General features: G+C 67.2%; 11 protein-coding genes, 2 tRNA genes and 1 rRNA gene. 9 read left to right on the top strand and 5 right to left on the bottom strand.

The features are described 5' to 3' along the window. Positions 1-75: 75 nt before the first annotated feature. Positions 76-327 carry a hypothetical protein gene (locus tag ACYAF3_RS04600; RefSeq protein WP_003117142.1) on the bottom strand — a complete coding sequence of 84 codons (252 nt, stop codon included), beginning with the start codon at positions 325-327 and terminating at the stop codon, positions 76-78. Between the two features lie 433 nt (positions 328-760). Here ACYAF3_RS04600 and ACYAF3_RS04595 point away from each other — a divergent pair, with 433 nt between their 5' ends. Next, a complete protein-coding gene (locus tag ACYAF3_RS04595; protein WP_003093807.1) occupies positions 761-2,377 on the top strand; it encodes a methyl-accepting chemotaxis protein in 1,617 nt (538 codons plus the stop codon). On the opposite strand, the gene chrA is transcribed toward ACYAF3_RS04595, so the two are convergent. Beyond that, positions 2,374-3,579 (bottom strand): chromate efflux transporter, encoded by a 1,206-nt coding sequence (chrA, locus tag ACYAF3_RS04590; protein ID WP_031756079.1) that lies wholly within the window; start codon positions 3,577-3,579, stop codon positions 2,374-2,376. The genes ACYAF3_RS04595 and chrA overlap by 4 nt on opposite strands. A 54-nt stretch (positions 3,580-3,633) precedes the next feature. Continuing rightward, positions 3,634-4,437 (bottom strand): AraC family transcriptional regulator, encoded by an 804-nt coding sequence (locus ACYAF3_RS04585; RefSeq protein WP_003103975.1) that lies wholly within the window; start codon positions 4,435-4,437, stop codon positions 3,634-3,636. Between the two features lie 100 nt (positions 4,438-4,537). On the opposite strand from ACYAF3_RS04585, the gene ACYAF3_RS04580 reads away from it, so the two are divergent. From ACYAF3_RS04580 to recD, 5 genes are all read left to right on the top strand, one after another. Continuing rightward, positions 4,538-5,428 (top strand): DMT family transporter, encoded by an 891-nt coding sequence (locus ACYAF3_RS04580; protein ID WP_031756075.1) that lies wholly within the window; start codon positions 4,538-4,540, stop codon positions 5,426-5,428. A 112-nt stretch (positions 5,429-5,540) separates the two neighbouring features. Further along, complete coding sequence (locus tag ACYAF3_RS04575) at positions 5,541-6,224, top strand: lipoate--protein ligase family protein (RefSeq protein WP_003103977.1); 684 nt, start codon at positions 5,541-5,543, stop codon at positions 6,222-6,224. Positions 6,225-6,264: 40 nt separating this feature from the next. Further along, the gene (gene recC / locus ACYAF3_RS04570; protein WP_031634660.1) at positions 6,265-9,780 is read left to right on the top strand and encodes an exodeoxyribonuclease V subunit gamma; all 3,516 of its coding nucleotides are present in this window, start codon (positions 6,265-6,267) and stop codon (positions 9,778-9,780) included. Then, positions 9,777-13,514, top strand: coding sequence for an exodeoxyribonuclease V subunit beta (recB, locus tag ACYAF3_RS04565; RefSeq protein WP_073658364.1), 3,738 nt, complete (start codon positions 9,777-9,779; stop codon positions 13,512-13,514). The genes recC and recB overlap by 4 nt, the downstream gene beginning before the upstream one ends. Beyond that, positions 13,511-15,676: an exodeoxyribonuclease V subunit alpha gene (recD, locus tag ACYAF3_RS04560; RefSeq protein ID WP_105579369.1), complete on the top strand. Its 2,166-nt coding sequence runs from the start codon at positions 13,511-13,513 to the stop codon at positions 15,674-15,676. The genes recB and recD overlap by 4 nt, the downstream gene beginning before the upstream one ends. A 21-nt stretch (positions 15,677-15,697) precedes the next feature. On the opposite strand, the gene ACYAF3_RS04555 is transcribed toward recD, so the two are convergent. After that, the gene (locus tag ACYAF3_RS04555) at positions 15,698-19,333 is read right to left on the bottom strand and encodes an AAA family ATPase (RefSeq protein ID WP_116680134.1); all 3,636 of its coding nucleotides are present in this window, start codon (positions 19,331-19,333) and stop codon (positions 15,698-15,700) included. Between the two features lie 8 nt (positions 19,334-19,341). Then, positions 19,342-20,571 (bottom strand): exonuclease SbcCD subunit D C-terminal domain-containing protein, encoded by a 1,230-nt coding sequence (locus tag ACYAF3_RS04550; RefSeq protein ID WP_003107018.1) that lies wholly within the window; start codon positions 20,569-20,571, stop codon positions 19,342-19,344. A gap of 671 nt (positions 20,572-21,242) precedes the next feature. Between ACYAF3_RS04550 and ACYAF3_RS04545 the strand changes: the two genes are divergently transcribed. From ACYAF3_RS04545 to ACYAF3_RS04535, 3 genes are all read left to right on the top strand, one after another. Beyond that, positions 21,243-22,778 (top strand): 16S ribosomal RNA (locus tag ACYAF3_RS04545). Between the two features lie 64 nt (positions 22,779-22,842). Continuing rightward, positions 22,843-22,919: transfer RNA gene (locus ACYAF3_RS04540), tRNA-Ile, on the top strand. Positions 22,920-22,947: 28 nt separating this feature from the next. After that, a tRNA-Ala gene (locus ACYAF3_RS04535) sits at positions 22,948-23,023 on the top strand. Positions 23,024-23,107 lie beyond the last annotated feature (84 nt).

Raw genomic sequence — 23,107 nt, 5'->3', positions numbered from 1 at the left:
AGGTTGCCATTGTCGCGGGCAACGCCCCGTCGCATCGGGCTTTGCGGGAAAAACGAAACAGATTGAAACGCTTCGTTATCCGTCGCTCTCCTGTCGGTTGGAGGTAAATGGAATGGGGTTCGCTGCTTCCTGCCCGGCCTTGAGACGCTCTTCTTCGATCTTCTGCAGTTCTCTGTCGAACGCCTGCTCCTGAACGGTTGGGCGTTTGCGCCAGGGCTTGCGGTCGGGTTCCGGCTGGGCGGCATAAAGCGTCACTTCGCCGCCGTACACGTCCTTGTAACGCTGTTCCTCGCGCGCCAGCGCGGCACGCAATTCGTCTTTCGTCACGGGTGGTCCTGAGTCCAAAAAGAGCGGGCCCGATAGCGACCAGGCTGGGCGGAAGCGGGGTCCGGCCAGCGCCGGTTGGGAGTCTAGTCGACCGCTACCGGCTGTAAATGGGCGCGGAATTATAACGTGGGCTCCGGGCTTGTCATACGGTGTCGGCCGACGGACGGCAGGACGGAAGTTCTTCGAGCGTCCCCTGGAAATGCGGCGAAGCCCCCATGGATCAAGGCCTGGCCGACGCGTCCGGGGTGTTCTCCGCCTTTCGTCGCGGCCTGCGCTAGTCGAATGCCAGCCATTGGCCATACCACTAAGGAACGATGGCGGCGCTTCCGGGGGCGGGCTACAAACCGGACTACAAGTCAAATAAAGAAGCCCCGCCGTCGCCCGTCCGACCCCAGGGTCATGACGCAACGCCCCGGAGGCCGGAGATTTACTCATGCAGCCCGCTCGTTCCCGCATCCTCTTCGTCTGCCTGTTGCAGAGCCTGGCCCTGGTTCTCCTGCTGGTCGGCGCCCGGCATGGCTGGCTGCCGCTGTACCTGGCCCTGCCGCTCGGCGTGGCGCTGCTCTGGTTGCCCTGGCTGCTTCCCGGCAACCGCACAGCGGTGGCGACCGTCGGCGAGCCCGACATCGCCCGGCTGGCTCGCGACCTGTCCCATAACACCAGCCAGAACGCCTTGTCGGCCGCCGGCGTGGCGTTCTCGGTGAAGCGCCTGGCGGAGAAGCTGCAATCCCAGCTCGACGCCGCCGAACAGATCGTCGGCAGCGCCGAAGTGATGATCCACACCGAGCGCGCCACCTCCAATCTGGCGCGCCAGGCCATGGACGCCGCCACCCGGGCGCGCGCCGGCAGCGACGAAGGCCAGGTGCTGCTGGCCTCGACCATCGAGCGCATGCATCGGCTCAGCGAGCGGATGGGCGCCAGCCGCGAGGCGATCGAGGCGCTGAACCAGCGCAGCGAGGACATCCAGCGGGTCACCCTGGTGATCCAGGGCATCGCCAGCCAGACCAACCTGCTGGCCCTCAACGCGGCCATCGAGGCGGCCCGCGCCGGCGAGCATGGGCGCGGCTTCGCGGTGGTTGCCGAAGAGGTGCGCGGCCTGGCCGGACGTACCGCCGAGGCCACCGAGGAAGTCGGCCAGATGGTCGCCGAGATCCAGCGCCAGACCAGCGAGGTGGTCGAGCAGATCCGCCAGCTTTCCGAAGAGTTGGGGGAAGGGGTCGGCCAGGTCGAGCTGACCGGTCGGCAACTGGAAGGCATTGCCGAACTGGCGGCCGGGGTGGAAAGCCAGATTACCGAGATCGCCCAGGGCGCCGAGATCAACCGCAGCCAACTCGCCAGCCTGTTCGCCGCGGTCGAGCAGGTGCGCGGCGACCTCAGCGCCAGCGAGGAACAGACCCTGCGCCTCGGCGAAGCTGCCAGCCAGTTGGAGAACCAGGCCGAGGTGATCAGCGAGCGCCTCGCCGAGGTCAGCCTGGACGCCTACCACCAGTCGGTCTACGACCTCGCCCGGGAGGGCGCGGCGGCTATCGCCGCTCGCTTCGAGGAGGACGTGCGCAGCGGGCGCATCGACCTCGACGACCTGTTCGACCGCAGCTACCAGCCGTTGCCCAATACCCAGCCGACCAAGTACCGGACCCGCTTCGACAGCTACACCGACCAGGTCCTGCCGGGCATCCAGGAGCAGTTGCTGGAGCGCAACCGCAACCTGGTATTCGCCATCGCCTGTACCCCCGAAGGCTACGTGCCCACCCACAATCGCGCCTTCGCCCATCCGCCCAGCGGCGACCCGCAGACGGACGCGTTGCGCAGCCGCAGCAAGCGCCTGTTCAACGACCGCACCGGGATTCGCTGCGGCAGCCACCAGCAGCCGCTGTTGCTACAGACCTACACCCGTGACACCGGCGAGCTGATGCACGATCTTTCGGTGCCGATCTTCATCCACGGCAAGCACTGGGGCGGCCTGCGCCTCGGCTACCGGCCGGAGGGCGCGGAGCCGGGCAAGGCGGCCGCGCCGGCGGCGCAGGGGCTGAGCCTGGCCTTGAACGGCTAGCCGGCTGTGGCGATCAGGCCGCCGGCCACGGCGCAGGCGAGCACCACTTGCCAGGGCGGCGTCTTCCAGGCGAGCAGGGCCAGCAGGGCGAAGAGCAGCAGGGCGAAGTCGGCCGGGCGCAGGATGCCTTCGGTCCAGAGCGGCTGGTACAGCGCCGCCAGCAGCAGGCCGACCACCGCCGCGTTGACCCCGGCCAGCGTTGCCCGTACCCGGCGTTCGTGGCGCAGGCGTTCCCAGAATGGCAAGGCACCGGCGACCAGCAGGAACGATGGCAGGAAGATCGCCAGCAGGCACAGCAGCGCGCCGCTCCAGCCGTTCGGCGCCGGGCCCGAGGCTGCGCCGAGGAACCCGGCGAAGGTGAAGAGCGGGCCCGGCACCGCCTGGGCGGCCGCGTAGCCGGCGAGGAAGGTATCGCCGTCGACCCAGCCCTTGGGTACCACTTCCGCCTGCAGCAGCGGCAGCACCACATGGCCGCCGCCGAACACCAGCGAGCCGGCCCGGTAGAACGCATCGAACAGGCGCAGCCAGTGTTCCGGCCAGAGGCGCGCGGCCAGCGGCAGGCAGACCAGCAGCACGGCGAACAGGGCGAGGAGCAGCAGCGCGCCGCGGTAGCCAATGGCGATCGGCAGCCGCTCGTGGCCTTCCCCGGCTTCCGTTTTCAACAGGGCGAGGCCGGCCAGGCCGGCACCGGCGATCACCGCGACCTGGGCCCAGGCCGTGGGCCAGGCCAGCACGCTCGCGCAGGACAGCGCCATCAGCGCCAGGCGCGGGCGATCCGGACACAGGCTGCGGCCCATGCCCCAGACCGCCTGGGCCACCACCGCCACCGCGGCGATCTTCAGGCCATGCAGCACGCCCTCGGGCAACAGCGTGCCCCAGCGTCCCAGGCCGAGAGCGAAGAGCACCAGCAGCAACGCCGAGGGCAGGGTGAAACCGAGCCAGGCGGCGAGGGCGCCGGGATAGCCGGCGCGGGCCAGGCCGAGGGCCATGCCGACCTGGCTGCTGGCGGGGCCGGGAAGGAACTGGCAGAGGGCGACCAGGTCGGCGTAGCTGCTTTCGCTCAGCCAGCCGCGGCGGCGGACGAACTCGTCGCGGAAATAGCCGAGGTGGGCGATGGGCCCGCCGAAGGCGCTGCAGCCCAGCTTGAGGAAGGCGAGGAACACCGCGAGGGCGGTGTCGGGATGGCGGCTGGCGGTTGGCATGCGAACTCCGGATGGTGGCTGCTGCGAGCATAGCCGCAACGCATGCACGGCGGGTTACAGCATCGGCATGTCCTGGGCGCGGCTGGCCAGGCGGTATTGTTCCGGTGTGGTGCCGGCCAGCCGGCGGAACATCGAGATGAACGCCGAGGGGCTGCTGTAGCCGAGGTCGAAGGCGATCTGCTGGATCCCCCTGCCGGCTTCCAGCGCCTCGATGGCCGCGAGGAAGCGCAGGCGTTGGCGCCATTCGCCGAAGGTCATGCCCAGTTCGCGCTGGCAGTGCCGGGCCAGGGTTCGCTCGGTGCTGTGCACCTGCTGCGCCCATTGCGCCAGCGAGCGGTTGTCGCCCGGCTCGGCCTGCAGTGCGTCGAGCACCTCGCGCAGCGCCGGGGTACGGCCGTAGGGCAGGTAGTCGTCGTGGGGCTGGGCGCATTCCAGCTGGTCCATGACGACCCGGGCCAGGCGCAGGTCCTGCGCCGAGGTCGGCAGGTTGACCCCGCGCTCGGCGAAGTCCGAGAGGATCGCCTTGAGGATCGCGCTGATCGCCAGGGTGCAAGGTGTCGCCGGCAGGCGTCGTGACAGTTCGGCGGAGAGGTACAGCGAGCGGTAGACGATGGCCTGGCTGTTGTAGCAGCTGTGCACCCGCTCCGGTGGTATCCATACCGCGTATTGCGGAGGTGAGAGGAAGCGCTGGCCGTCGATCTCCAGCTGCATCACGCCATGGGCTGCATAGTTGAGCTGGCCCCAGGCGTGGGTGTGCGGCGGCGAATGGGTGTCGGCGCCGAACTCGTCATAGCGGAAATAGACGTCGAAAGACTGCCCCTGGAGATCGGGAAGGCGCAGCAAGGTGGTGGTCGACATGTCCGAACCTACGGGTGGTTTGTCTGGAATTCATTATACGTCTGTATTCGGACTGGCTCAGAATGGCCGCGTATTCCTTTTTCATAGTGCGGAACCTCCCATGCAATACCTGTTTCCCCTGCTGGCCGTGTTCATCTGGGCCGGCAACACCGTCGTCAACAAGCTCGCCGTGGGGATCATCCAGCCCGCCGAGATCGGTTTCTTCCGCTGGCTGCTGGTCGGCCTGGCGCTGACGCCCTTCATGCTCGGCCCGGTGCTGCGCAACCGCCGCTACATCCTCGCCAACCTCGGCAAGTTCGTGGTCCTCGGCCTGCTCGGCATGGCCGTCTACCAGAGCCTGGCCTACTACGCGGCGGCGCTGACCAGCGCCACCAACATGGGCATCATCCTGTCGCTGATGCCCCTGATGTCGCTGGGCCTGGCCAGCAGCATCCTGGCCCACCGGCTGAACGCCGGGGCGCTGCTCGGCGCGCTGGTGTCGCTGGCCGGCGTGGTGCTGGTGATCTCCCAGGGCCATCTCGGCGCTTTGCTGGAGCATGGAGTGAACCTCGGTGACGTGATGATGATCGTCGCCACCCTGGCCTATGCGGTGTACAGCGTGCTGCTGAAGAAATGGAGCCTGAAGCTGCCGGCCATGCAACTGCTCTACCTGCAGGTGCTGGTGGCGATCCTCGCCCTGCTGCCGCTGTACCTGCTGTCGCCGCGCACCGGCCTGAACGCCGCCAACCTGCCGCTGGTGCTGTACGCCGCGCTGTTCGCCTCGATCGTCGCCGCGCTGGCCTGGATGCACGGTGTCGCCCGTCTCGGGCCGAGCCGGATGGCGCTGTTCTTCAACCTGCTGCCGATCATCACCGCCTGCATCGCCACCCTGGTGCTCGGCGAGCGCCTGACCGTCCATCACCTGGTCGGCGGCGCGCTGACCCTGGCCGGGGTCCTGCTGGCCGAGTTCTGGCAGCGCCGCCCGGCCCGTCTGCGCTCGGCAACCTGCTGATTTCCCGGCAACTTCCTCGCGATTACGGCGCACGGAGGCGCCGCCACTGGCTATCATAGGCAGCGCTCCCCGCGTGGGAGCCGAGCCGTACCAGCCTGGAAGAGGAAGAATCGTGGTCGAAGTGTTTTCCGTGCAGGATGGGCTGGACGCCGAGCGCGCCCTGCTCGACGAGGTGTGTGGCGGTGCCCGCGAGCATGGCCTGTTGCTCTGGCAGCCCTGCGATCGGGCGCTGGTCATGCCGCGCCGGATGGAGCGCCTGGAAGGATTCGCGCCGGCCAGCGCAGCGGTCGCCGAACGCGGCTGGCCGGTGCTGCTGCGCGATACCGGCGGCGAGCCGGTGCCGCAATCGCCGGGCGTGCTGAACATCGCCCTGTCCTATGCGCTGGGGCCCGGCGACAACGAGCAGACCCGTATCGAAACCGCCTACCTGCGGCTGTGCCAGCCGATCTGCGACTGGCTCCGCGAGCGCGGCCTGGACGCCGGCGTGGGCGCCGTGGCCGGTTCCTTCTGCGACGGCCGCTACAATGTCACCCTGGATGGGCGCAAGCTCGCCGGGACCGCGCAACGCTGGCGGCGCAACGGCGCCGGCCGGCCGGTGGTGCTGGCGCACGCGGCGCTGCTGGTCGGCGCCGAGCGCGAGGAGATGGTCGAGGTGGTCAACACCTTCACCCGCCGTTGCGGCAGTGCCCCGGATTGCCAGGCGGACAGCCATCTCGGCCTGAGCGAGCGCTGGAGCGATTTCCGCATGGCCGACAGCCTCGAACTGGAACGACGCTTCGTCGCCGCCCGATCCTGACCTCTTTCGCCAGAGCCTTGCGCCAGGAATAGCCGTACCGATGCCAGAACCCTTGGGAACCACCGCCCTCACGCCCGGATTCATGATCGTCCACGGCAATCGCCTGGACGACCTGCGCGACCTCGCCGTTTCCTGGATGCGCCGCTATCCGCTGGCGCCGCTGGAAAGCGAGCGGGTCCTGGTGCACAGCAACGGCATCGCCCAATGGTTGAAGCTGGCATTGGCCGAAGATCCCCGCGAGGACGGCGGCGGCGGTGGCGGCATCGCCGCGGCGCTGGAGGTGCAGTTGCCGGCGCAGTTCCTCTGGCAGGCCTATCGCGCGGTGCTGGGCCGCGAAAGCATTCCCGAGGTTTCCGAACTGGACAAGGCGCCGCTGACCTGGCGCCTGATGCGTCTGCTTCCCGGATTGCTGGAGCGTCCCGAGTTCCGCACCCTGCAACGTTTCCTCGCCGACGATGCCGACCTGCGCAAGCGTCATCAACTGGCCGAGCGCCTGGCCGACCTGTTCGACCAGTACCAGGTCTATCGCGGCGACTGGCTCGACGACTGGAGCCAGGGCCGCGACCAGTTGCGCACGGCGAACGGGCAGGCGCGCCCGCTCGGTGCCGACGAGCGCTGGCAGGCCGAATTGTGGCGCGCGCTGCTCGCCGACGTCGGTGCCGATAGCCTGGCCCGCAGCCGCTCCGGCGTGCACCGGCGCTTCATCGAGGCGCTGCGCTCCGCCAGCGCGGCGCCGCGCGCGTTGCCGCGACGAGTGGTGGTGTTCGGGATTTCCTCGATGCCGGCGCAGACCCTCGAGGCGCTGGCCGCCCTGGCCAGGTTCAGCCAGGTGCTGCTCTGCGTGCACAACCCCTGTCGCCACCACTGGGCCGACATCGTCGCCGACAAGGACCTGTTGCGCCACGAGTACCGCCGCCAGCAGCGCCGCGCCGGCGTCCCCGCCGACCTCGACGAGGACCGCCAGCACCAGCATGCCCAGCCGTTGCTGGCGGCCTGGGGCAAGCAGGGCCGCGACTACATCAACCTGCTCGACAGCTACGACGACCCGGACAGCTATCGGAACCTGTTCGGCGAGGTCAACGGCGGGCGCATCGACCTGTTCAGCGAGGAGGCCCCGCACGGGCTGCTCGGCCAGTTGCAGGACGATATCCTCGAACTGCGCCCGTTGGCGGAAACCCGCGAGCACTGGCCGCCGGTGGCGCCGCGGAGCGACGCCTCGATCCGCTTCCATGTGGCCCACAGCGCGCAGCGCGAAGTGGAGATCCTCCACGACCAGTTGCTCGCCCGCTTCAACGCCGATCCGAGCCTGAAGCCGCGCGACGTGATCGTCATGGTCCCCGACATCAACGCCTACGCACCGCACATCGAGGCGGTGTTCGGCCAGGTGCCGCGCGACGACCAGCGCTTCATTCCCTATACCCTGGCCGACCAGGGACAGCGCGGTCGCGAGCCGCTGCTGATCGCCCTGGAGCACCTGCTGAAACTGCCCGACAGCCGTTTCGCCGTGAGCGAGATCCTCGACCTGCTGGACGTCCCGGCATTGCGCCGGCGTTTCGGCGTCGACGAGGCCGACCTGGCGACCCTGCACCGCTGGATCGAAGGCGCCGGCGTGCGCTGGGGGCTGGATGCCGCGCAGCGCGAGCGTCTCGGCCTGCCAGCGGGACTGGAGGGCAACAGTTGGCGCTTCGGTCTGCGGCGCATGCTGCTCGGCTACGCGGTCGGCGAAGGCGCGGCCCTGCAAGGCATCCAGCCCTACGATGAGGTCGGTGGCCTGGACGCCGCCCTGGCAGGCCCGCTGGCTGTGCTGCTGGAGCGCCTCGAGGTGGCCTACGCCGAGCTGGCCGAACCGGCCACCCCGGCGCAGTGGGGCGAGCGCCTGCAAGCCCTGCTCACGGTGTTCTTCGAGGCCCACGACGAGCGCGACGAACTGCTCCTCACCCAGCTCCTGCAACTGCTCGAGCGCTGGCAGGAACACTGCGCCTGTGCGGCCTTCGCCGAGCCGCTGCCGATCAGCGTGATACGCGAGGCCTGGCTCGGCGGCCTGGACCAGGGCGGCCTGAACCAGCGCTTCCTGGCTGGCGCGGTGAGTTTCTGCACGTTGATGCCGATGCGCGCGATCCCGTTCCGGCTGGTCTGCCTGCTTGGCATGAACGATGGCGACTACCCCCGCCAGCAGTCGCCGCTGGATTTCGACCTGATGCGCAACGACTACCGCCCCGGCGACCGCTCGCGGCGCGAGGACGACCGCTACCTGCTGCTCGAGGCGCTGCTCTCGGCGCGCGAGCAGCTCTACGTGAGCTGGGTGGGGCGGAGTATCCGCGACAATGGCGAGCGGCCGCCCTCGGTGCTGATCGGCCAGTTGCGCGATCACCTGGCGGCCGGCTGGCGCCTGGACCCGGACGGCGACGGCGAGGCGCTGCTGCGTGCCCTGACCCAGGAGCATCCGCTGCAGCCGTTCAGCCGTCGGTATTTTCACGATGCGCCGGAGCAGGGCGTCGATGGCCTGTTCACCTACGCCCGCGAGTGGCGCGAGGTCCATAGCGAGGACGACATCGCCGTTCCCGACGCCGAAGCGCCCCTGCCGCCGCTTGAACTGGAGGGCGCACTGGGGCTGCGAGCGCTGGCGGAGTTCCTCGCCAACCCGGTGAATGCGTTCTTCCAGCAGCGGCTCAAGGTGCGTTTCGACGACGAGCAATTGACCGGCAACGACGAAGAGCCTTTCGAACTGGACGCGCTGGACAACTGGAAGCTGCAATTCGAGCTGACCGAACGCATGAAGCGCTGGGTCGAGCGGGACTGGGATGCCGAGGGCCTGCCGGCGCAGTTGCAGGCCCAGGTCGAGCGACTGCGGCGACAGGGTCGCCTGCCGCTGGCGGCGTTCGGCGAGTTCTCCGCGCGCCATTTGCTGCAACCGCTGCCCGACCTGCTCTGGCGCTACCGCCAGGAAATCGAGCGCTGGCCGGAGGCGGTCGAGCAGCAGCAGGAGTTGCGCCATCGCCATCCGTCCGGGCTGGAGCTGGAGGACTGGCTCGGCGGCTTGCGTCGCGACGCTTCCGGGCGCCTGGCGCGCCTGCAGTTGCTCAGCGGCAAGCTCCATGAAGGGCGCGGCTTCAAGTGGCACAGCCTGGTGCGCCACTGGTTGCAGCACCTCGCCCTGCAACGTCTAGGCCAGCCGGTGAGCAGCGTGCTGGTGAGCCAGACCGGCACCCTGGAGATTCCGCCGTTGCCGAGCGAGCGCGCCGGCGAGTACCTCGACCAGTTGATCGACGCCTGGCGCCAGGGCATGCGCCAGCCGTTGCCGGTGGCCTGCCGGACCGCTTTCGCCTGGCTCGCCAGTGGTGGTGGCGCAGAGCCCGAGAAAGCCATGCGCGAGGCGCGCAAGCGCTACGAGGGAGGGTTCGGCATGGGGGGCGAGGTGGACGCCTCGCCGGCGCTGGCTCGGGTCTATCCGGACTTCGACCGGCTGCTCGCCAGCGGTGAGTTCGCGCACTGGGCCGAGCAGCTCTACGCGCCGCTGCTGGCTGCCCTGGGACGTGGCGCGGAGGAGCAGGCATGAGCCAGCAGCAGATGCCCGTGGCCCTCGATCCGCTGGACTTCCCGTTGCACGGCAGCCGCCTGATCGAGGCCAGCGCCGGTACCGGCAAGACGTTCACCATCGCCCTGCTATACGTACGCCTGGTCCTCGACCATGGCGGCGAGAACGCTTTCGGCCGGCCGCTGAGCCCGCCGGAAATCCTCGTGGTGACCTTCACCGATGCGGCGACCCAGGAACTCCGCGAGCGTATCCGCAGCCGCCTGGGCGAAGCGGCGCGTTGTTTCGCCGAGCCGCAGGAGCGCCACGACGGCCTGCTGGTCGCGTTGCGCCAGCAGTATCCCGCCGAGCGCTGGCCGGGCTGCGCGCGCCTGCTGCGCCTGGCCGCGGAGTGGATGGACGAGGCCGCGGTATCGACCATCCACAGTTGGTGCTACCGGATGCTGCGCGAGCACGCCTTCGACAGCGGCAGCCTGTTCACCCAGAACCTGGAAACCGACCAGAGCGAATTGCTCGCCGAAGTGGTACGGGACTACTGGCGGCGTAACTTCTACGGCCTGACGGCTCCGGCGGCGCAAGCCGTGGCCAGTTGCTACAGCGGGCCGGAGGCGCTGGGCAAGGCCTTGCAGCCGCTGCTGGCGCGGCAGGACGCCGACTTCCGCTACGCCGACCAGGCGCTGAGTGCGCCCGAGTCACTGACAGCCTTGCTGGAGCAGGGCGGCGACTGGTATCGCCAGCTCGACCAACTGGACGCGCAGGCCCGCGCCGCCTGGCGCGCAGCGCGCGTCGAACTGGAAGCGCTGCTGCGCGACCTGCGTCCCTACCTGAACGGCAACAGCTATCGCGGCAAGGACAGCGACGAGACCTTCGACGCCTGGCTGCAAGCGTTGGCGGACTGGAGCGAGGGCGGCGAGCAGCCGGCCAACCTCGGCAAGTTCGGCCAGACCCGGATCAAGCTCACCGCCAAGCGCGTGGCGCCCGAGCATGCCGCGCTAAGGGCCATCGACGCCTGGGCCGCGCATCAGGAAGAGCGTCCCGATCTCGCTCCCCACCTGTTGTTGCACGCGTTGGGCGAAGTCGGGCACGAACTGGAGATCGAGAAGCAGCGGCGTGCCGAGATCGGCTTCGACGACCTGCTCAGCCGCCTCGACCGCGCCTTGCAGGGGCCTGGTGGCGAGCGCCTGGCGCAATTGATCCGCGAGCAGTTCCCGGTGGCGCTGATCGACGAGTTCCAGGATACCGACCCGGTGCAGTACCGGATCTTCGAGCGCATCTACCGGATCGCCGCCGATCCCGACGAGCCCCAGGCGCGGGAAACCGGCCTGTTCATGATCGGCGACCCCAAGCAGGCGATCTACGCCTTCCGCGGTGCCGACATCCATACCTACCTGCGCGCCCGCGAGGCCACTCGCGGGCGGCATTACACCCTTGGCAAGAACTTCCGCTCGACCGCCGCCATGGTGGCGGCCGCCAACCGCTGCTTCGCCTTCGCCGAAGAGCACCCGCGCGGCGCCTTCCGTTTCGCCCGCGAGGGGCTGGAAAACCCGGTGCCGTTCCATGCGGTGGACGCCCAGGGGCGCGCCGAACGTTTGTTGATCGACGGTGCCGAGGCGCCAGCGATGACGTTCTGGAACCTTGATGTCGAAGCCGGCGTGCTTGGCTCCGCGGCGTATCGCCAGGAAATGGCCGAGCGCAGCGCCAGCGCCATCCGCCGCTGGCTGAGCCTGGCCGACCTGGGCCGCGCCGGCTTCGCCGACGAGCAGGGCGGCTGGCGGGCGTTGCGCCCGGCGGATATTGCCATCCTCGTCCGCGGTCGCGCCGAGGCCGAGGCGATCCGCAGCGCGTTGGCGGCGCGACGACTGGCCAGCGTCTACCTGTCCGACCGCGACTCGGTGTTCGACAGCCAGGAAGCCGCCGACCTGCTGCATTGGCTGCGCGCCTGCGCCGACCCCGGTGCCGATACGCTGCTGCGGGTCGCCCTGGCTACCCGCAGCCTGCACCTGGACTGGGCGACCCTGGAACGATTGAACCAGGACGAACTGTTCTGGGAACGGATGGTCCTGCGCTTCCGCGACTATCGCCGGTCCTGGCAGGCCCAGGGCGTATTGCCGATGCTGCGGCGCCTGCTCGCCGACTTCGAACTGCCGGCGCGCCTGCTGCGGCATGCCGATGGCGAGCGCAGCCTGACCAACCTGCTGCACCTGGCCGAGTGGCTGCAGCGCGCGGCGGTGGAGCTGGACGGTGAGCACGCGCTGATCCGCCATCTGGCCGAGCAGGTGCAGAGTCCGGGGAGCGAAGAGATCCTCCGCCTGGAAAGCGACGCCGACCTGATCAAGGTGGTGACCATCCACAAGTCCAAGGGGCTGGAATACCCCTTGGTGCTGCTGCCCTTCATCTGCAGCTGGAGGGAGCTGGACGGCAACAGCGGCGCGCCGGCGAGTTTCCACGAGGATGGCGCTGCAGGGCGGGTCATCGAGCTGGCGCGGCGCAAGGAGCAGGCTGCGCGGGCCTACGAGCAGGCCAACGACGAGCGCCTCGGCGAAGACATGCGCCTGCTCTACGTGGCCCTGACCCGCGCCCGCCATTCGGTGTGGCTGGGCATCGCGCCGCTGGTGGCGAGCAACAGCAAGTCGCCGGAGTTGCACAAGGGGGCCCTGGGCTACCTGCTTGCCGGCGGCGCGACCATCGGCAGCGATGGCCTCGGACAATGCCTCGCCGCGTTGCGCGGCGAGAGCCGGGAGATTGTCGTCGAGCCGGCCCCCGAGGCGGACGCCGAACGCTATGTCGCAGGGCGCGGCCAGGGCCTTGGGCAGGCCCGCGAAACCCGCCGCAGCAGCCGCGAGAAGTGGTGGGTCGCCAGCTATTCCGGCCTGCAATTGCAGGCCTCCGCCGGGCTGGACGATGACGAGGCGTTGGAGAGCGACGAATCGCAGGAGCCGATCAGCGCCGAGGAAGCCACCTTCCACGAAGAAGGCCGTTCCGCCGAACAGCCGCCGGTCGCGCACGCCAGCGAGATGCGCGACGACCTGCATCGCTTCCCGCGCGGACCGGCTCCCGGCACCTTCCTCCACGGGCTGCTCGAATGGGCCGGCCGCGAAGGCTTCGAGGTGGCGCGCGCCGATGCCCAGCGGCGCCGCGAACTGCTCGCGCGACGCTGCGACCTGCGGGGCTGGAAGGACTGGGCCGAACCGCTCGACCTGTGGCTGGAACAGTATCTCGCCGAACCGCTGCGCTGGCCCGGTGGCGAAACCAGCCTGGCCGGGCTGGTCGCCTACCAGGTGGAAATGGAGTTCTGGTTCGCCACCCACCAGGTCCAGGCCGAGGCGATCGACGCCCTGGTCCGGCGCCATACCCTCGGCGGCGCGGCGCGTCCGGCGCTGGCGCCGACCCTGCTGAACGGCATGTTCAAGGGCTTCGTCGACCTGGTCTTCGAGCACCAGGGGCGTTTCTACGTGGCCGACTACAAGTCCAACTGGCTGGGCGCCGACGATGGCGCCTACAGCCCGGAAGCGATGACCGCCGCGGTGCTGGAGAACCGTTATGACCTGCAGTACGTGTTGTACCTGCTGGCCCTGCACCGGCAGTTGAAGGCGCGCCTGCCCGACTACGACTACGACCGCCACATGGGCGGCGCCGTGTACCTGTTCCTCCGCGGCGCCCGCGCGGCGACCCAGGGCCTGCACTTCGAGCGCCCGCCGCGGGAACTGATCGAACGCCTGGACGCGCTGTTCAGCGGCCAGCCGGGAGCCGAGCGATGAATCCGACCCTCAAGCAACTGGCCGGCGAAGTCCGCGATGGCCGCGACGACCAGGTAGCGCAACCGCTGGCGGCACGCCACGACCTGCTGCGCCAGCTCGACCTGTGGGTGGCGCGCGGCTGGCTACGGGCGCTGGACCGGGCGTTCGTCGCCTTCCTCGTCGAGTTGCAGCCGCAGGCCGATCCCCGGGTGCTGCTGGCGGCGGCGCTGACCAGCCACCAACTGGGCCACGGTCACGTCTGCCTGGACCTGGAGGCGACCCTCGGCGCGCCCGACGCGGCACTGTCGCTGCCGCCGGAAGGCGACGAAGGCCGCGATGTGCTGTTGCCGTCGCAACTGCTGCACGGCGTGCGCCTCGACGCCTGGCGCGAGGCCCTGGCGGCGTCACCGCTGGTGGAGGTGGTCGACGAGCGCCCAGGCGATCCCGAGCCGAGCGAGACGGCGACCTCGCCGCTGGTGCTTTGCGCCCAGCGTCTCTACCTGCGTCGTTATTGGCGGCACGAGTTGGAGATCGCCCTGGCCCTGCGCGAGCGCCTGGGTCGGCAGGCGCCCCTGGCCGCAGACCTGGCGCCGCGCCTGGCCGCGCTGTTCGCGCAGGCGCCTACGGAAGACGGCCAGCGCGTCACCGACTGGCAGAAGCTGGCCTGCGCCCTGGCGGCCCGCGGCTATTTCAGCCTGATCACCGGCGGTCCCGGTACCGGCAAGACCACCACCGTGGTGCGCCTGCTCGGTCTGCTCCAGGCACCGGCGGCAGCCGCCGGCCAGCCGCTGCGCATCCGCCTCGCGGCGCCCACCGGCAAGGCCGCGGCGCGTCTCTCCGAATCCATCGGCCAGCAGGTCCGGGCCCTGCCGCTGGCGGAAGACGTGTTGCAGGCGATCCCCGCCGAGGTCACTACCCTGCACCGTCTGCTTGGCAGCCGTCCGGATACCCGGCACTTCCGCCACCACCGGGACAACCCTTTGGCGCTGGACGTGCTGGTGGTGGATGAGGCCTCGATGATCGACCTGGAAATGATGGCCAGCCTGCTCGATGCGCTACCGCCGCAGGCGCGCCTGATCCTGCTCGGCGACAAGGACCAGTTGGCCTCGGTAGAGGCCGGCGCGGTGCTCGGCGATCTCTGCCGGGATGCCGAGGAGGGCTGGTACAGCACCGAGACCCGCGCCTGGTTGCAGCGGGTCAGCGGCGAAACCTGGCAGGGCTTGCGCGAAGGTTCGGCGCAGGCGCATCCGCTGGCGCAACAGACCGTCATGCTGCGGCATTCCCGGCGCTTCGGCGCGAGCAGCGGGATCGGGCGCCTGGCGCGGTTGGTCAACCGGCAACAGGCCGGCGACGCGCGCGCGCTGCTGGACAGTCCGCCCGCCGACCTCTTCGACCTGCGCCTGCGCGGGGAGCGCGATGCAGCCTTCGCCCGGCTGTTCGTCGACGGTCATCCGCAGGCGCCGGGCGCGCCGTACGGCTACCGGCACTACCTGCAACGCCTGGCCGAGGGCCGCCCGGCCGCCGGACTGGCGCTGGAGGATGGCGCCTGGGAGCGCTGGGCGCAGTCGGTACTGACGGCTTTCGACGCCTTCCGCCTGCTCTGCGCGCTGCGCCGCGGCCCATGGGGCGTGGAAGGACTGAACCAGCGGGTAGCGGCAGAACTGCTGCGCCTTGGCCTGATCGAGGCCGATCACGGCTGGTACGAGGGGCGGCCGGTACTGGTGACGCGCAACGACTACAGCCTGGGGCTGATGAACGGCGATATCGGCATCGCCCTGCGCCTGCCCGAGCGCAACGACGACGGCAGCCTGCGCTTCGCGCTGCGCGTGGCCTTCCCGCGCAACGACGGTAGCGGCGGCGTGCGCTTCGTCCTGCCGAGCCGCCTGGTCGAGGTGGACACCGTGTTCGCCATGACCGTGCACAAGTCGCAGGGTTCGGAGTTCGCCCATACCGCGCTGGTCCTGCCGGACGCGCTGAACCCGGTGCTGACCAAGGAGCTGGTGTACACCGGTATCACCCGCGCCCGCGACTGGTTCAGCCTGGTGGAAAGCCTGCCCGGGGTGTTCGAGGAAGCAGTGCGGCGCAAGGTGCGCCGGCTCAGCGGGCTGATGCTGCATCTGCGGCCGGAAAGGGAAGAGCAGCCGCCGCATGCTCCGGGTGAACAGACCGAGCTGCCGTTCTGACGTACCGCCTGGGCGGTCGGCTCAGCCGACCACCTTCAGGCTGCTCATGCCGTTGCCCTCGCGCTGGACCCGCACCTGGACCGGGATCCGTTCGTGCATTTCCTGGACGTGGGAAATCACCGCCACCTTGCGCCCCTGGGCCTGCAGGTTGTCCAGGGCATCCATCGCCAGTTGCAGGGATTCCGGGTCGAGGCTGCCGAAGCCTTCGTCGATGAACAGCGACTCGATGCGCAGCTTGCTCGATGCCATAGAGGCCAGGCCGAGCGCCAGGGCCAGGGAAATCAGGAAGGTCTCGCCGCCGGAGAGCGAATACACCGAGCGCAGTTCGTCGCCCATCTCGGTGTCCACCACCAGCAGGCCCAGTTCGCTGCCGCCGCGCTGCAGGCGGTAGCGCCGCGCCAACTGGCGCAACTGCACGTTGCTGTGCTGCACCAGCAGGTCGAGGTTGTAGCCCTGGGCGATGCGGCGGAACTTGTCGCCGCTGGACGAACCGATCAGTTCGTTCAGGCGGCCCCATCTGCGGAACTCGGCGCGGGCTCGCTCCAGTTCGGCAAGCAGCGCCTGGCTCTGCTCGCGGCGCTGGTTGTCGGCCTGCAACTGGCTGTAGGTATCCAGGTAGGCCTGTTCGCTGGCGGCCAGGCGTTCGCGCTGTTGCCGCAGGTTGTCTTCCAGCACCTCGCGGTCGGTTTCCGGCCGCTGCCGGCGATGCTGGAGCAGTTGCGCCTGGCGCTCTGCTTCCAGTGTCTGCTGGCGGGTGATCTCCTCTTGCAGTCGCTGCAATTGCTCCCGCCATTGCGTCGCCTGTTCCTCGGAAAGGCCGAGCAGGGCGTCGAGGCGGCTGTCGTCGAGGTTGTCCTGGCGTTCGCGCCAGGCCTGCCAGTCGGCCTGAAGGCGCTGGAACTCATCCTGTTGGCGCTGCCGTTGCTGCTGCAGGTGTTCCAGGGCTTCGGCGAGTCGCAGTTGTTCCTCGCGCAGCGAATCCAGGGGCGCCTGGAGCGTCTCGACGGCGCTCTGCGCCGCTTGCGCGGCGTGTTCCAGCGATAGTTGCCAATCCTGGGCGCAGGCGTGTTGGCCCAGGTGAGCGCCGAGGCGTCCGTTCAGCTCGGCGAGTTCCGCCTGGGCCCTTTCCTCTGCCTGGCGGGCTTCGTTGCGTTGCTCGTCGCTTTGCTTCAGTTGCCAGCTCGTTTCATCGCAGCGCTGCTTGAGCTCCTGCAGATGCTGTTCGATCTGCTGAAGCCGCGCCTGTTGCTGCCGGCGTTGCTCGATGGACTCGCCGAGGGCCTGGAAAGTCCGCAGCGGATCTGTCTGCCAGTGCTGCCAGTGCTCGTCGGAGAGCAATGGACGCAATTGCTGGCTGTCCTCCTCGACCTGCTGCTGCAAATGTTCGTAGCGCTGCCGTTGTTCCGTCAGCGCCTGCTGGCGCTGTTGCAGGATCGTCTCGGCGGCCCGCAGTTCCTGCTGCAATTGCTGGGTCTGGCGCTGGCGGGCGATCAGCCGGTCGAAGTCTCGTTGGCACTGCTGGCGCTGCCCTGCCAGGTCGTCCAGGCGTTGTGCCAGCCACTCCAACTGCGCGGACGGCTGCAGGAGTCGCAGTTCTTCCGGCAGCGTCCATTGGTCCAGTTGCCGATCGAGCGCGGCCAGTTGGCCAGTCAGTTCCTGCTGCTCCTGGCGACTCTGGTTGAGTCTTTCCCGCTGGCTGGAATAGCCCTCGCGCAGACCGACCAGGGTCTGTCGCAGCCGCTCGAGGGACTGCTCGGCGCGGACCTGCTCCTGGTCGTCGTGTTCACCGAGGGCGGCGAGCAGTTGCTCGGAATGGTGATAGGGATGCTCCTGGCTGCCGCAGACCGGGCAGGCCTCGCCGTCCACCAGGCCGGCGCGCAGTTGCTCGACGCTGGCGCTGCGGGCCAGACGTTGGCGCTGGAGCAACTCGCGGGTGACCTGCAGGGCCTGCTCCGCCGCCTTCACCTCCTCGGCGCATTGGCTGCCTTGTCGTTTCAGGTCGAGCAATGCCTGCTCCTGCTCGACCATACGCTGGTCGAGTTCGCCCAGGCGTCGAGCCAGACCGGCGCGTTGGTCGAGGACCTGTTGCCATTCCTTGTGGAGCGCTTGTTGTCGTTCCAGGCTATCGGTCTGCCGGCGCAATTCGTCCAGGCGTGCCGCCAGGTCGTCCGGCTCGCTGCCATGGAGGGCGGTCCATTGCGCCTGCAAGCGTTCGAGCGGTTCCCCGGCGTGGGCCAGGGATTTTTCCAGCTCGGGGAGCTGCGCCTGGCTTTCGAGCGCGCGCTGGCGACGTTGCACGAAGGCGGCGAGCTGGCCCTGGTGGGTCGCCCAGGCGTCGCCGAGCGCGGCGAGAGCCTGGCTGTCGCGCAATGCCGCCTGCAGTTGCGCCTGTTCCGCGACATGGCGCTGCTGCTCCATATCCAGTTGCCGAGCGGCATCGCTTTGCTGGGCGTGGCGCTGGTTCGATTGCCGATGGAGTTCCTGTCGCTCGGCCAGCGTTCGCTCCAGGCGCCTGGCCTCGCTCTCCAGCTGGAAAGCCTCGCGCAACGGCGCCTGGGCCTGACGCAGATGGTTGTCGGCCTGGGCCTGGCGCTCGCGCGCCTCCTGCAAGCGGGCCCGCAATCCTTGCAAGCGCTCGGCGCCCGCGGCTTGCTGCTCGGTGCGCTGCCGCTGCTGCTGCTCGGAGTGCCGGAGTTCCTGCTCGAGTTGCTTCAGGCGTTCGATCAGTCCGCGAACCGGAGCCAGGCGCTCCAGCCATTGCAGGGTTTCCCGCTCCGTCGCCAGGGCGTCCCAGGCCTGCCTGGCCTCGGCCAGTTGGCCTTGTGCGTGCTCGCAGGATTGCAGCAGCCGCTGCTCCTCGGTGAACCATTGTTGCTGGCCTTCCAGACGTTGCAGTGCCTGTTGTTCCTGGAGACGCGCCTGGGCGTGGGATTCCAGCGCCGCCTCGAGCCCGGCCCGGGCCTGCTCGGCCAGGGGCAGGCTGCCTTCCAGGCGTTGCTCGAGTTGCTTGCGCTGCTCGTCGGCCTGGCTGGCGCGCTGATAGGCGGCTTTGCTCAATTGGCTGTACAGGCCGGTGTCGGTGAGTTTCTCCAGCAATGCGCCGCGGTCGTTGTCGCTGGCCTTGAGGAAGGCGCTGAATTCGCTCTGGGCCAGCAGCACGGCGCGAGTGAACTGGGCGAAATTGAGGCCGAGCTTCTGCTCCAGCTGTTCGCGGAACTCGCTTTTCTTGTTCGCTGCCAGCATTTGCTGGGTCTCCAGGTCCTGGAGGCTCTGCTGGCTCTTTTGCAAGGCGCCGTCCGCCTTGTCCCGGGAGCGCCGGGTTTCCCAGCGGGCGCGATAGCGGTGGCCGTCGATGCCGACGAAATCCACTTCGGCGTAGCCGCTGGCGCAACCGCGGCGCAGCAGGTTGCGTTCGTCGTTGCTGGACAGCTCGTTCCGGCCATCGGGAACCTTGCTGCTGGCCGAAGTGCTTTCCAGCCGCGGCGTGCTGCCGAACAGGGCCAGGCACAGGGCGTCCAGCACGGTGCTCTTGCCGGCGCCGGTCGGACCGGTGATGGCGAACAGGCCGGCGCTGGACAGCGGTTCGCGGGTGAAGTCGATTTCCTGCTCGCCAGCGAGGGAGGCGAGGTTCTTCAGGCGGATGGCGAGAATCTTCATGGAACGGCTTATTTCCCCGGGGGCTCTTCGGTGGCCAGTTCGACGCTTTGCAGCAGGCTGGCGAAGTCATCCAGCGCCTGCGCATCCGGGCCGGAGCCATAGGCGCTTTCCCAGGCGCGGCTGAACAGTTCCTGGGGGTTGAGTTGGTCGAGCCCGAGCAGCGGCGCCTGCTCTTCGTCGCGGCGCTGGTACTCGCTGGCGATGCGCACCAGACGGCAAGCCTTGCCCAGCAGGGCGCTCTCGACCTGCTGGCGCAGGTCCGGTTGCGGCTGATCCAGCATGACGCGGACTTCCAGCCAGGGCCGCTGTTCGTTCAGCAGGTCGGCCTCGGCCAGTTCGCCGATTCGATCGAGCACCTCGCCAAGAGGCGCGGGGCCGATGCGCAACAGTTCCACCGCGCGTGGCACCGGAAGACTCTGTACATCCTTCAGGCGCTCACCTTCCAGGGTGACGAGGAGGACCTGGTGGCGATAGTTCACTTCGGCGAAGGACAGCGGCAGCGGCGAGCCGCTATAGCGAATGCGCTCCTGTCCGGCGACTTTCTGTGGCTTGTGCAGATGACCGAGGGCTACGTAGGCGATCTGCTCCGGAAACAGGCTGGCGGGCAGCGCTTCGACGTTGCCGATGATCAGGTTTCGCTCGGAGTCTTCGGAAACCGAGCCGCCGGCCATGTGTGCGTGGCTGACGGCGACCAGTGCCTGTCCCGGCGTGCGACGGGCGTGCGCGGCGGCAACCAGGCGTTCGTGCACCTGGCGGATACCGGCCAGGTAATCGTCGCCGAGCCCGCCTCCGGTGACTTCGGCGGGACGCAGGAAGGGCAGGGCCAGGCACCAGGCGGCGACCTGGCCATCCGCGTCGTGCAGGGGCAGCAGCAGGCGATCGCTATCGAGGCTTTCGTCTATCCAGCCGATTCGGCCGATGGCATGGGCGTTCAGTCGTTTCATCAGCGGAGCGGGCAGTTCGATGCGCGCGCCGGAGTCGTGGTTGCCTGCGATCATCACGATCTCCAGCCGCGGCAGCCGTCGATGGGCGCTGACGATGAAGTCGTAGAGGCGCTCCTGGGCTTTGAGCGGTGGATTGATCGTGTCGAAGATATCGCCCGCGATCAGCAGGACATCGGCGCGCTGCTCTTCCAGCTGGCGCAGCAGCCAGTCGAGGAAGCGCGCATGCTCATGATCGCGGTCCTGGCCGTGCAGGGTCTGGCCCAGGTGCCAGTCGGAGGTATGTATGAGGCGCATGGAACACTCGTCGAAAGCGGCGGAGCCGTGGCTCGCATTCCTTATATGAGGCAACAGAAGGAGAGGGCGGGGCAAGCCAGCCTATAAAGGAGGAATGGGGCGTCCTCTGGGCTTCCTGACCTTTGGGTTAAAAAGTTTCAAATAAGTGTTGACGCCAGTTTCTATCTCCCTATAATGCGCACCACTCCCGGCGACGACGAAGAGTAAATGCTTGAAAATCAAGGATTTACGGATTCTCTCCCAGGGGTGGTGAAGCGCTCCGGCAGGTTGTTCGCCGCAGCGGTTCGGTCCCGAAAGGGGCTCGAAACGAAGCTTCATCGAGGTGCTTGACAGCGAATTTGAACGCTGTAGAATGCGCCTCCCGCTGATCGGAAGATAGTTTGAAGGTCGGCGCAAGCGGTTGAGTAGAAAAGAAAATTTTCGAAAATAACGCTTGACGGAACGAGAGGTTGCTGTAGAATGCGCGGCCTCGGTTGAGACGAAAGCCTTGACCAACTGCTCTTTAACAAGTCGAATCAAGCAATTCGTGTGGGTGCTTGTGATGTAAGACTGGTGATCGCAAGATTATCAGCAACGCAAGTAACACTCGTGAATTCGAGAGTTTTATCTCTTTTTAAGAGAATGCGATTGCTGAGCCAAGTTTAGGGTTTTCTCAAAACCCAAGCAGTATTGAACTGAAGAGTTTGATCATGGCTCAGATTGAACGCTGGCGGCAGGCCTAACACATGCAAGTCGAGCGGATGAAGGGAGCTTGCTCCTGGATTCAGCGGCGGACGGGTGAGTAATGCCTAGGAATCTGCCTGGTAGTGGGGGATAACGTCCGGAAACGGGCGCTAATACCGCATACGTCCTGAGGGAGAAAGTGGGGGATCTTCGGACCTCACGCTATCAGATGAGCCTAGGTCGGATTAGCTAGTTGGTGGGGTAAAGGCCTACCAAGGCGACGATCCGTAACTGGTCTGAGAGGATGATCAGTCACACTGGAACTGAGACACGGTCCAGACTCCTACGGGAGGCAGCAGTGGGGAATATTGGACAATGGGCGAAAGCCTGATCCAGCCATGCCGCGTGTGTGAAGAAGGTCTTCGGATTGTAAAGCACTTTAAGTTGGGAGGAAGGGCAGTAAGTTAATACCTTGCTGTTTTGACGTTACCAACAGAATAAGCACCGGCTAACTTCGTGCCAGCAGCCGCGGTAATACGAAGGGTGCAAGCGTTAATCGGAATTACTGGGCGTAAAGCGCGCGTAGGTGGTTCAGCAAGTTGGATGTGAAATCCCCGGGCTCAACCTGGGAACTGCATCCAAAACTACTGAGCTAGAGTACGGTAGAGGGTGGTGGAATTTCCTGTGTAGCGGTGAAATGCGTAGATATAGGAAGGAACACCAGTGGCGAAGGCGACCACCTGGACTGATACTGACACTGAGGTGCGAAAGCGTGGGGAGCAAACAGGATTAGATACCCTGGTAGTCCACGCCGTAAACGATGTCGACTAGCCGTTGGGATCCTTGAGATCTTAGTGGCGCAGCTAACGCGATAAGTCGACCGCCTGGGGAGTACGGCCGCAAGGTTAAAACTCAAATGAATTGACGGGGGCCCGCACAAGCGGTGGAGCATGTGGTTTAATTCGAAGCAACGCGAAGAACCTTACCTGGCCTTGACATGCTGAGAACTTTCCAGAGATGGATTGGTGCCTTCGGGAACTCAGACACAGGTGCTGCATGGCTGTCGTCAGCTCGTGTCGTGAGATGTTGGGTTAAGTCCCGTAACGAGCGCAACCCTTGTCCTTAGTTACCAGCACCTCGGGTGGGCACTCTAAGGAGACTGCCGGTGACAAACCGGAGGAAGGTGGGGATGACGTCAAGTCATCATGGCCCTTACGGCCAGGGCTACACACGTGCTACAATGGTCGGTACAAAGGGTTGCCAAGCCGCGAGGTGGAGCTAATCCCATAAAACCGATCGTAGTCCGGATCGCAGTCTGCAACTCGACTGCGTGAAGTCGGAATCGCTAGTAATCGTGAATCAGAATGTCACGGTGAATACGTTCCCGGGCCTTGTACACACCGCCCGTCACACCATGGGAGTGGGTTGCTCCAGAAGTAGCTAGTCTAACCGCAAGGGGGACGGTTACCACGGAGTGATTCATGACTGGGGTGAAGTCGTAACAAGGTAGCCGTAGGGGAACCTGCGGCTGGATCACCTCCTTAATCGAAGATCTCAGCTTCTTCATAAGCTCCCACACGAATTGCTTGATTCACTGGTTAGACGATTGGGTCTGTAGCTCAGTTGGTTAGAGCGCACCCCTGATAAGGGTGAGGTCGGCAGTTCGAATCTGCCCAGACCCACCAATTGTTGGTGTGCTGCGTGATCCGATACGGGGCCATAGCTCAGCTGGGAGAGCGCCTGCTTTGCACGCAGGAGGTCAGGAGTTCGATCCTCCTTGGCTCCACCATCCAAACAATCGTCGAAAGCTCAGAAATGAATGTTCGTGGATGAACATTGATTTCTGGTCTTTGCACCAGAACTGTTCTTTAAA

The organism is Pseudomonas sp. TZ252 (assembly GCF_056110345.1).
Note: the sequence above shows the minus strand (reverse complement) of the source record. Positions and strands in the feature narration are given on the sequence as shown.

Excerpts from the sequence above, each read along its gene's own strand:
- ACYAF3_RS04595 (WP_003093807.1), top strand. The coding sequence starts at position 761 with ATGCAGCCCGCTCGTTCCCGCATCCTCTTCGTCTGCCTGTTGCAGAGC.
- chrA (WP_031756079.1), bottom strand. The coding sequence starts at position 3,579 with ATGCCAACCGCCAGCCGCCATCCCGACACCGCCCTCGCGGTGTTCCTC.
- ACYAF3_RS04585 (WP_003103975.1), bottom strand. The coding sequence starts at position 4,437 with ATGTCGACCACCACCTTGCTGCGCCTTCCCGATCTCCAGGGGCAGTCT.
- ACYAF3_RS04580 (WP_031756075.1), top strand. The coding sequence starts at position 4,538 with ATGCAATACCTGTTTCCCCTGCTGGCCGTGTTCATCTGGGCCGGCAAC.
- recC (WP_031634660.1), top strand. The coding sequence starts at position 6,265 with ATGCCAGAACCCTTGGGAACCACCGCCCTCACGCCCGGATTCATGATC.
- recB (WP_073658364.1), top strand. The coding sequence starts at position 9,777 with ATGAGCCAGCAGCAGATGCCCGTGGCCCTCGATCCGCTGGACTTCCCG.
- recD (WP_105579369.1), top strand. The coding sequence starts at position 13,511 with ATGAATCCGACCCTCAAGCAACTGGCCGGCGAAGTCCGCGATGGCCGC.
- ACYAF3_RS04555 (WP_116680134.1), bottom strand. The coding sequence starts at position 19,333 with ATGAAGATTCTCGCCATCCGCCTGAAGAACCTCGCCTCCCTCGCTGGC.
- ACYAF3_RS04550 (WP_003107018.1), bottom strand. The coding sequence starts at position 20,571 with ATGCGCCTCATACATACCTCCGACTGGCACCTGGGCCAGACCCTGCAC.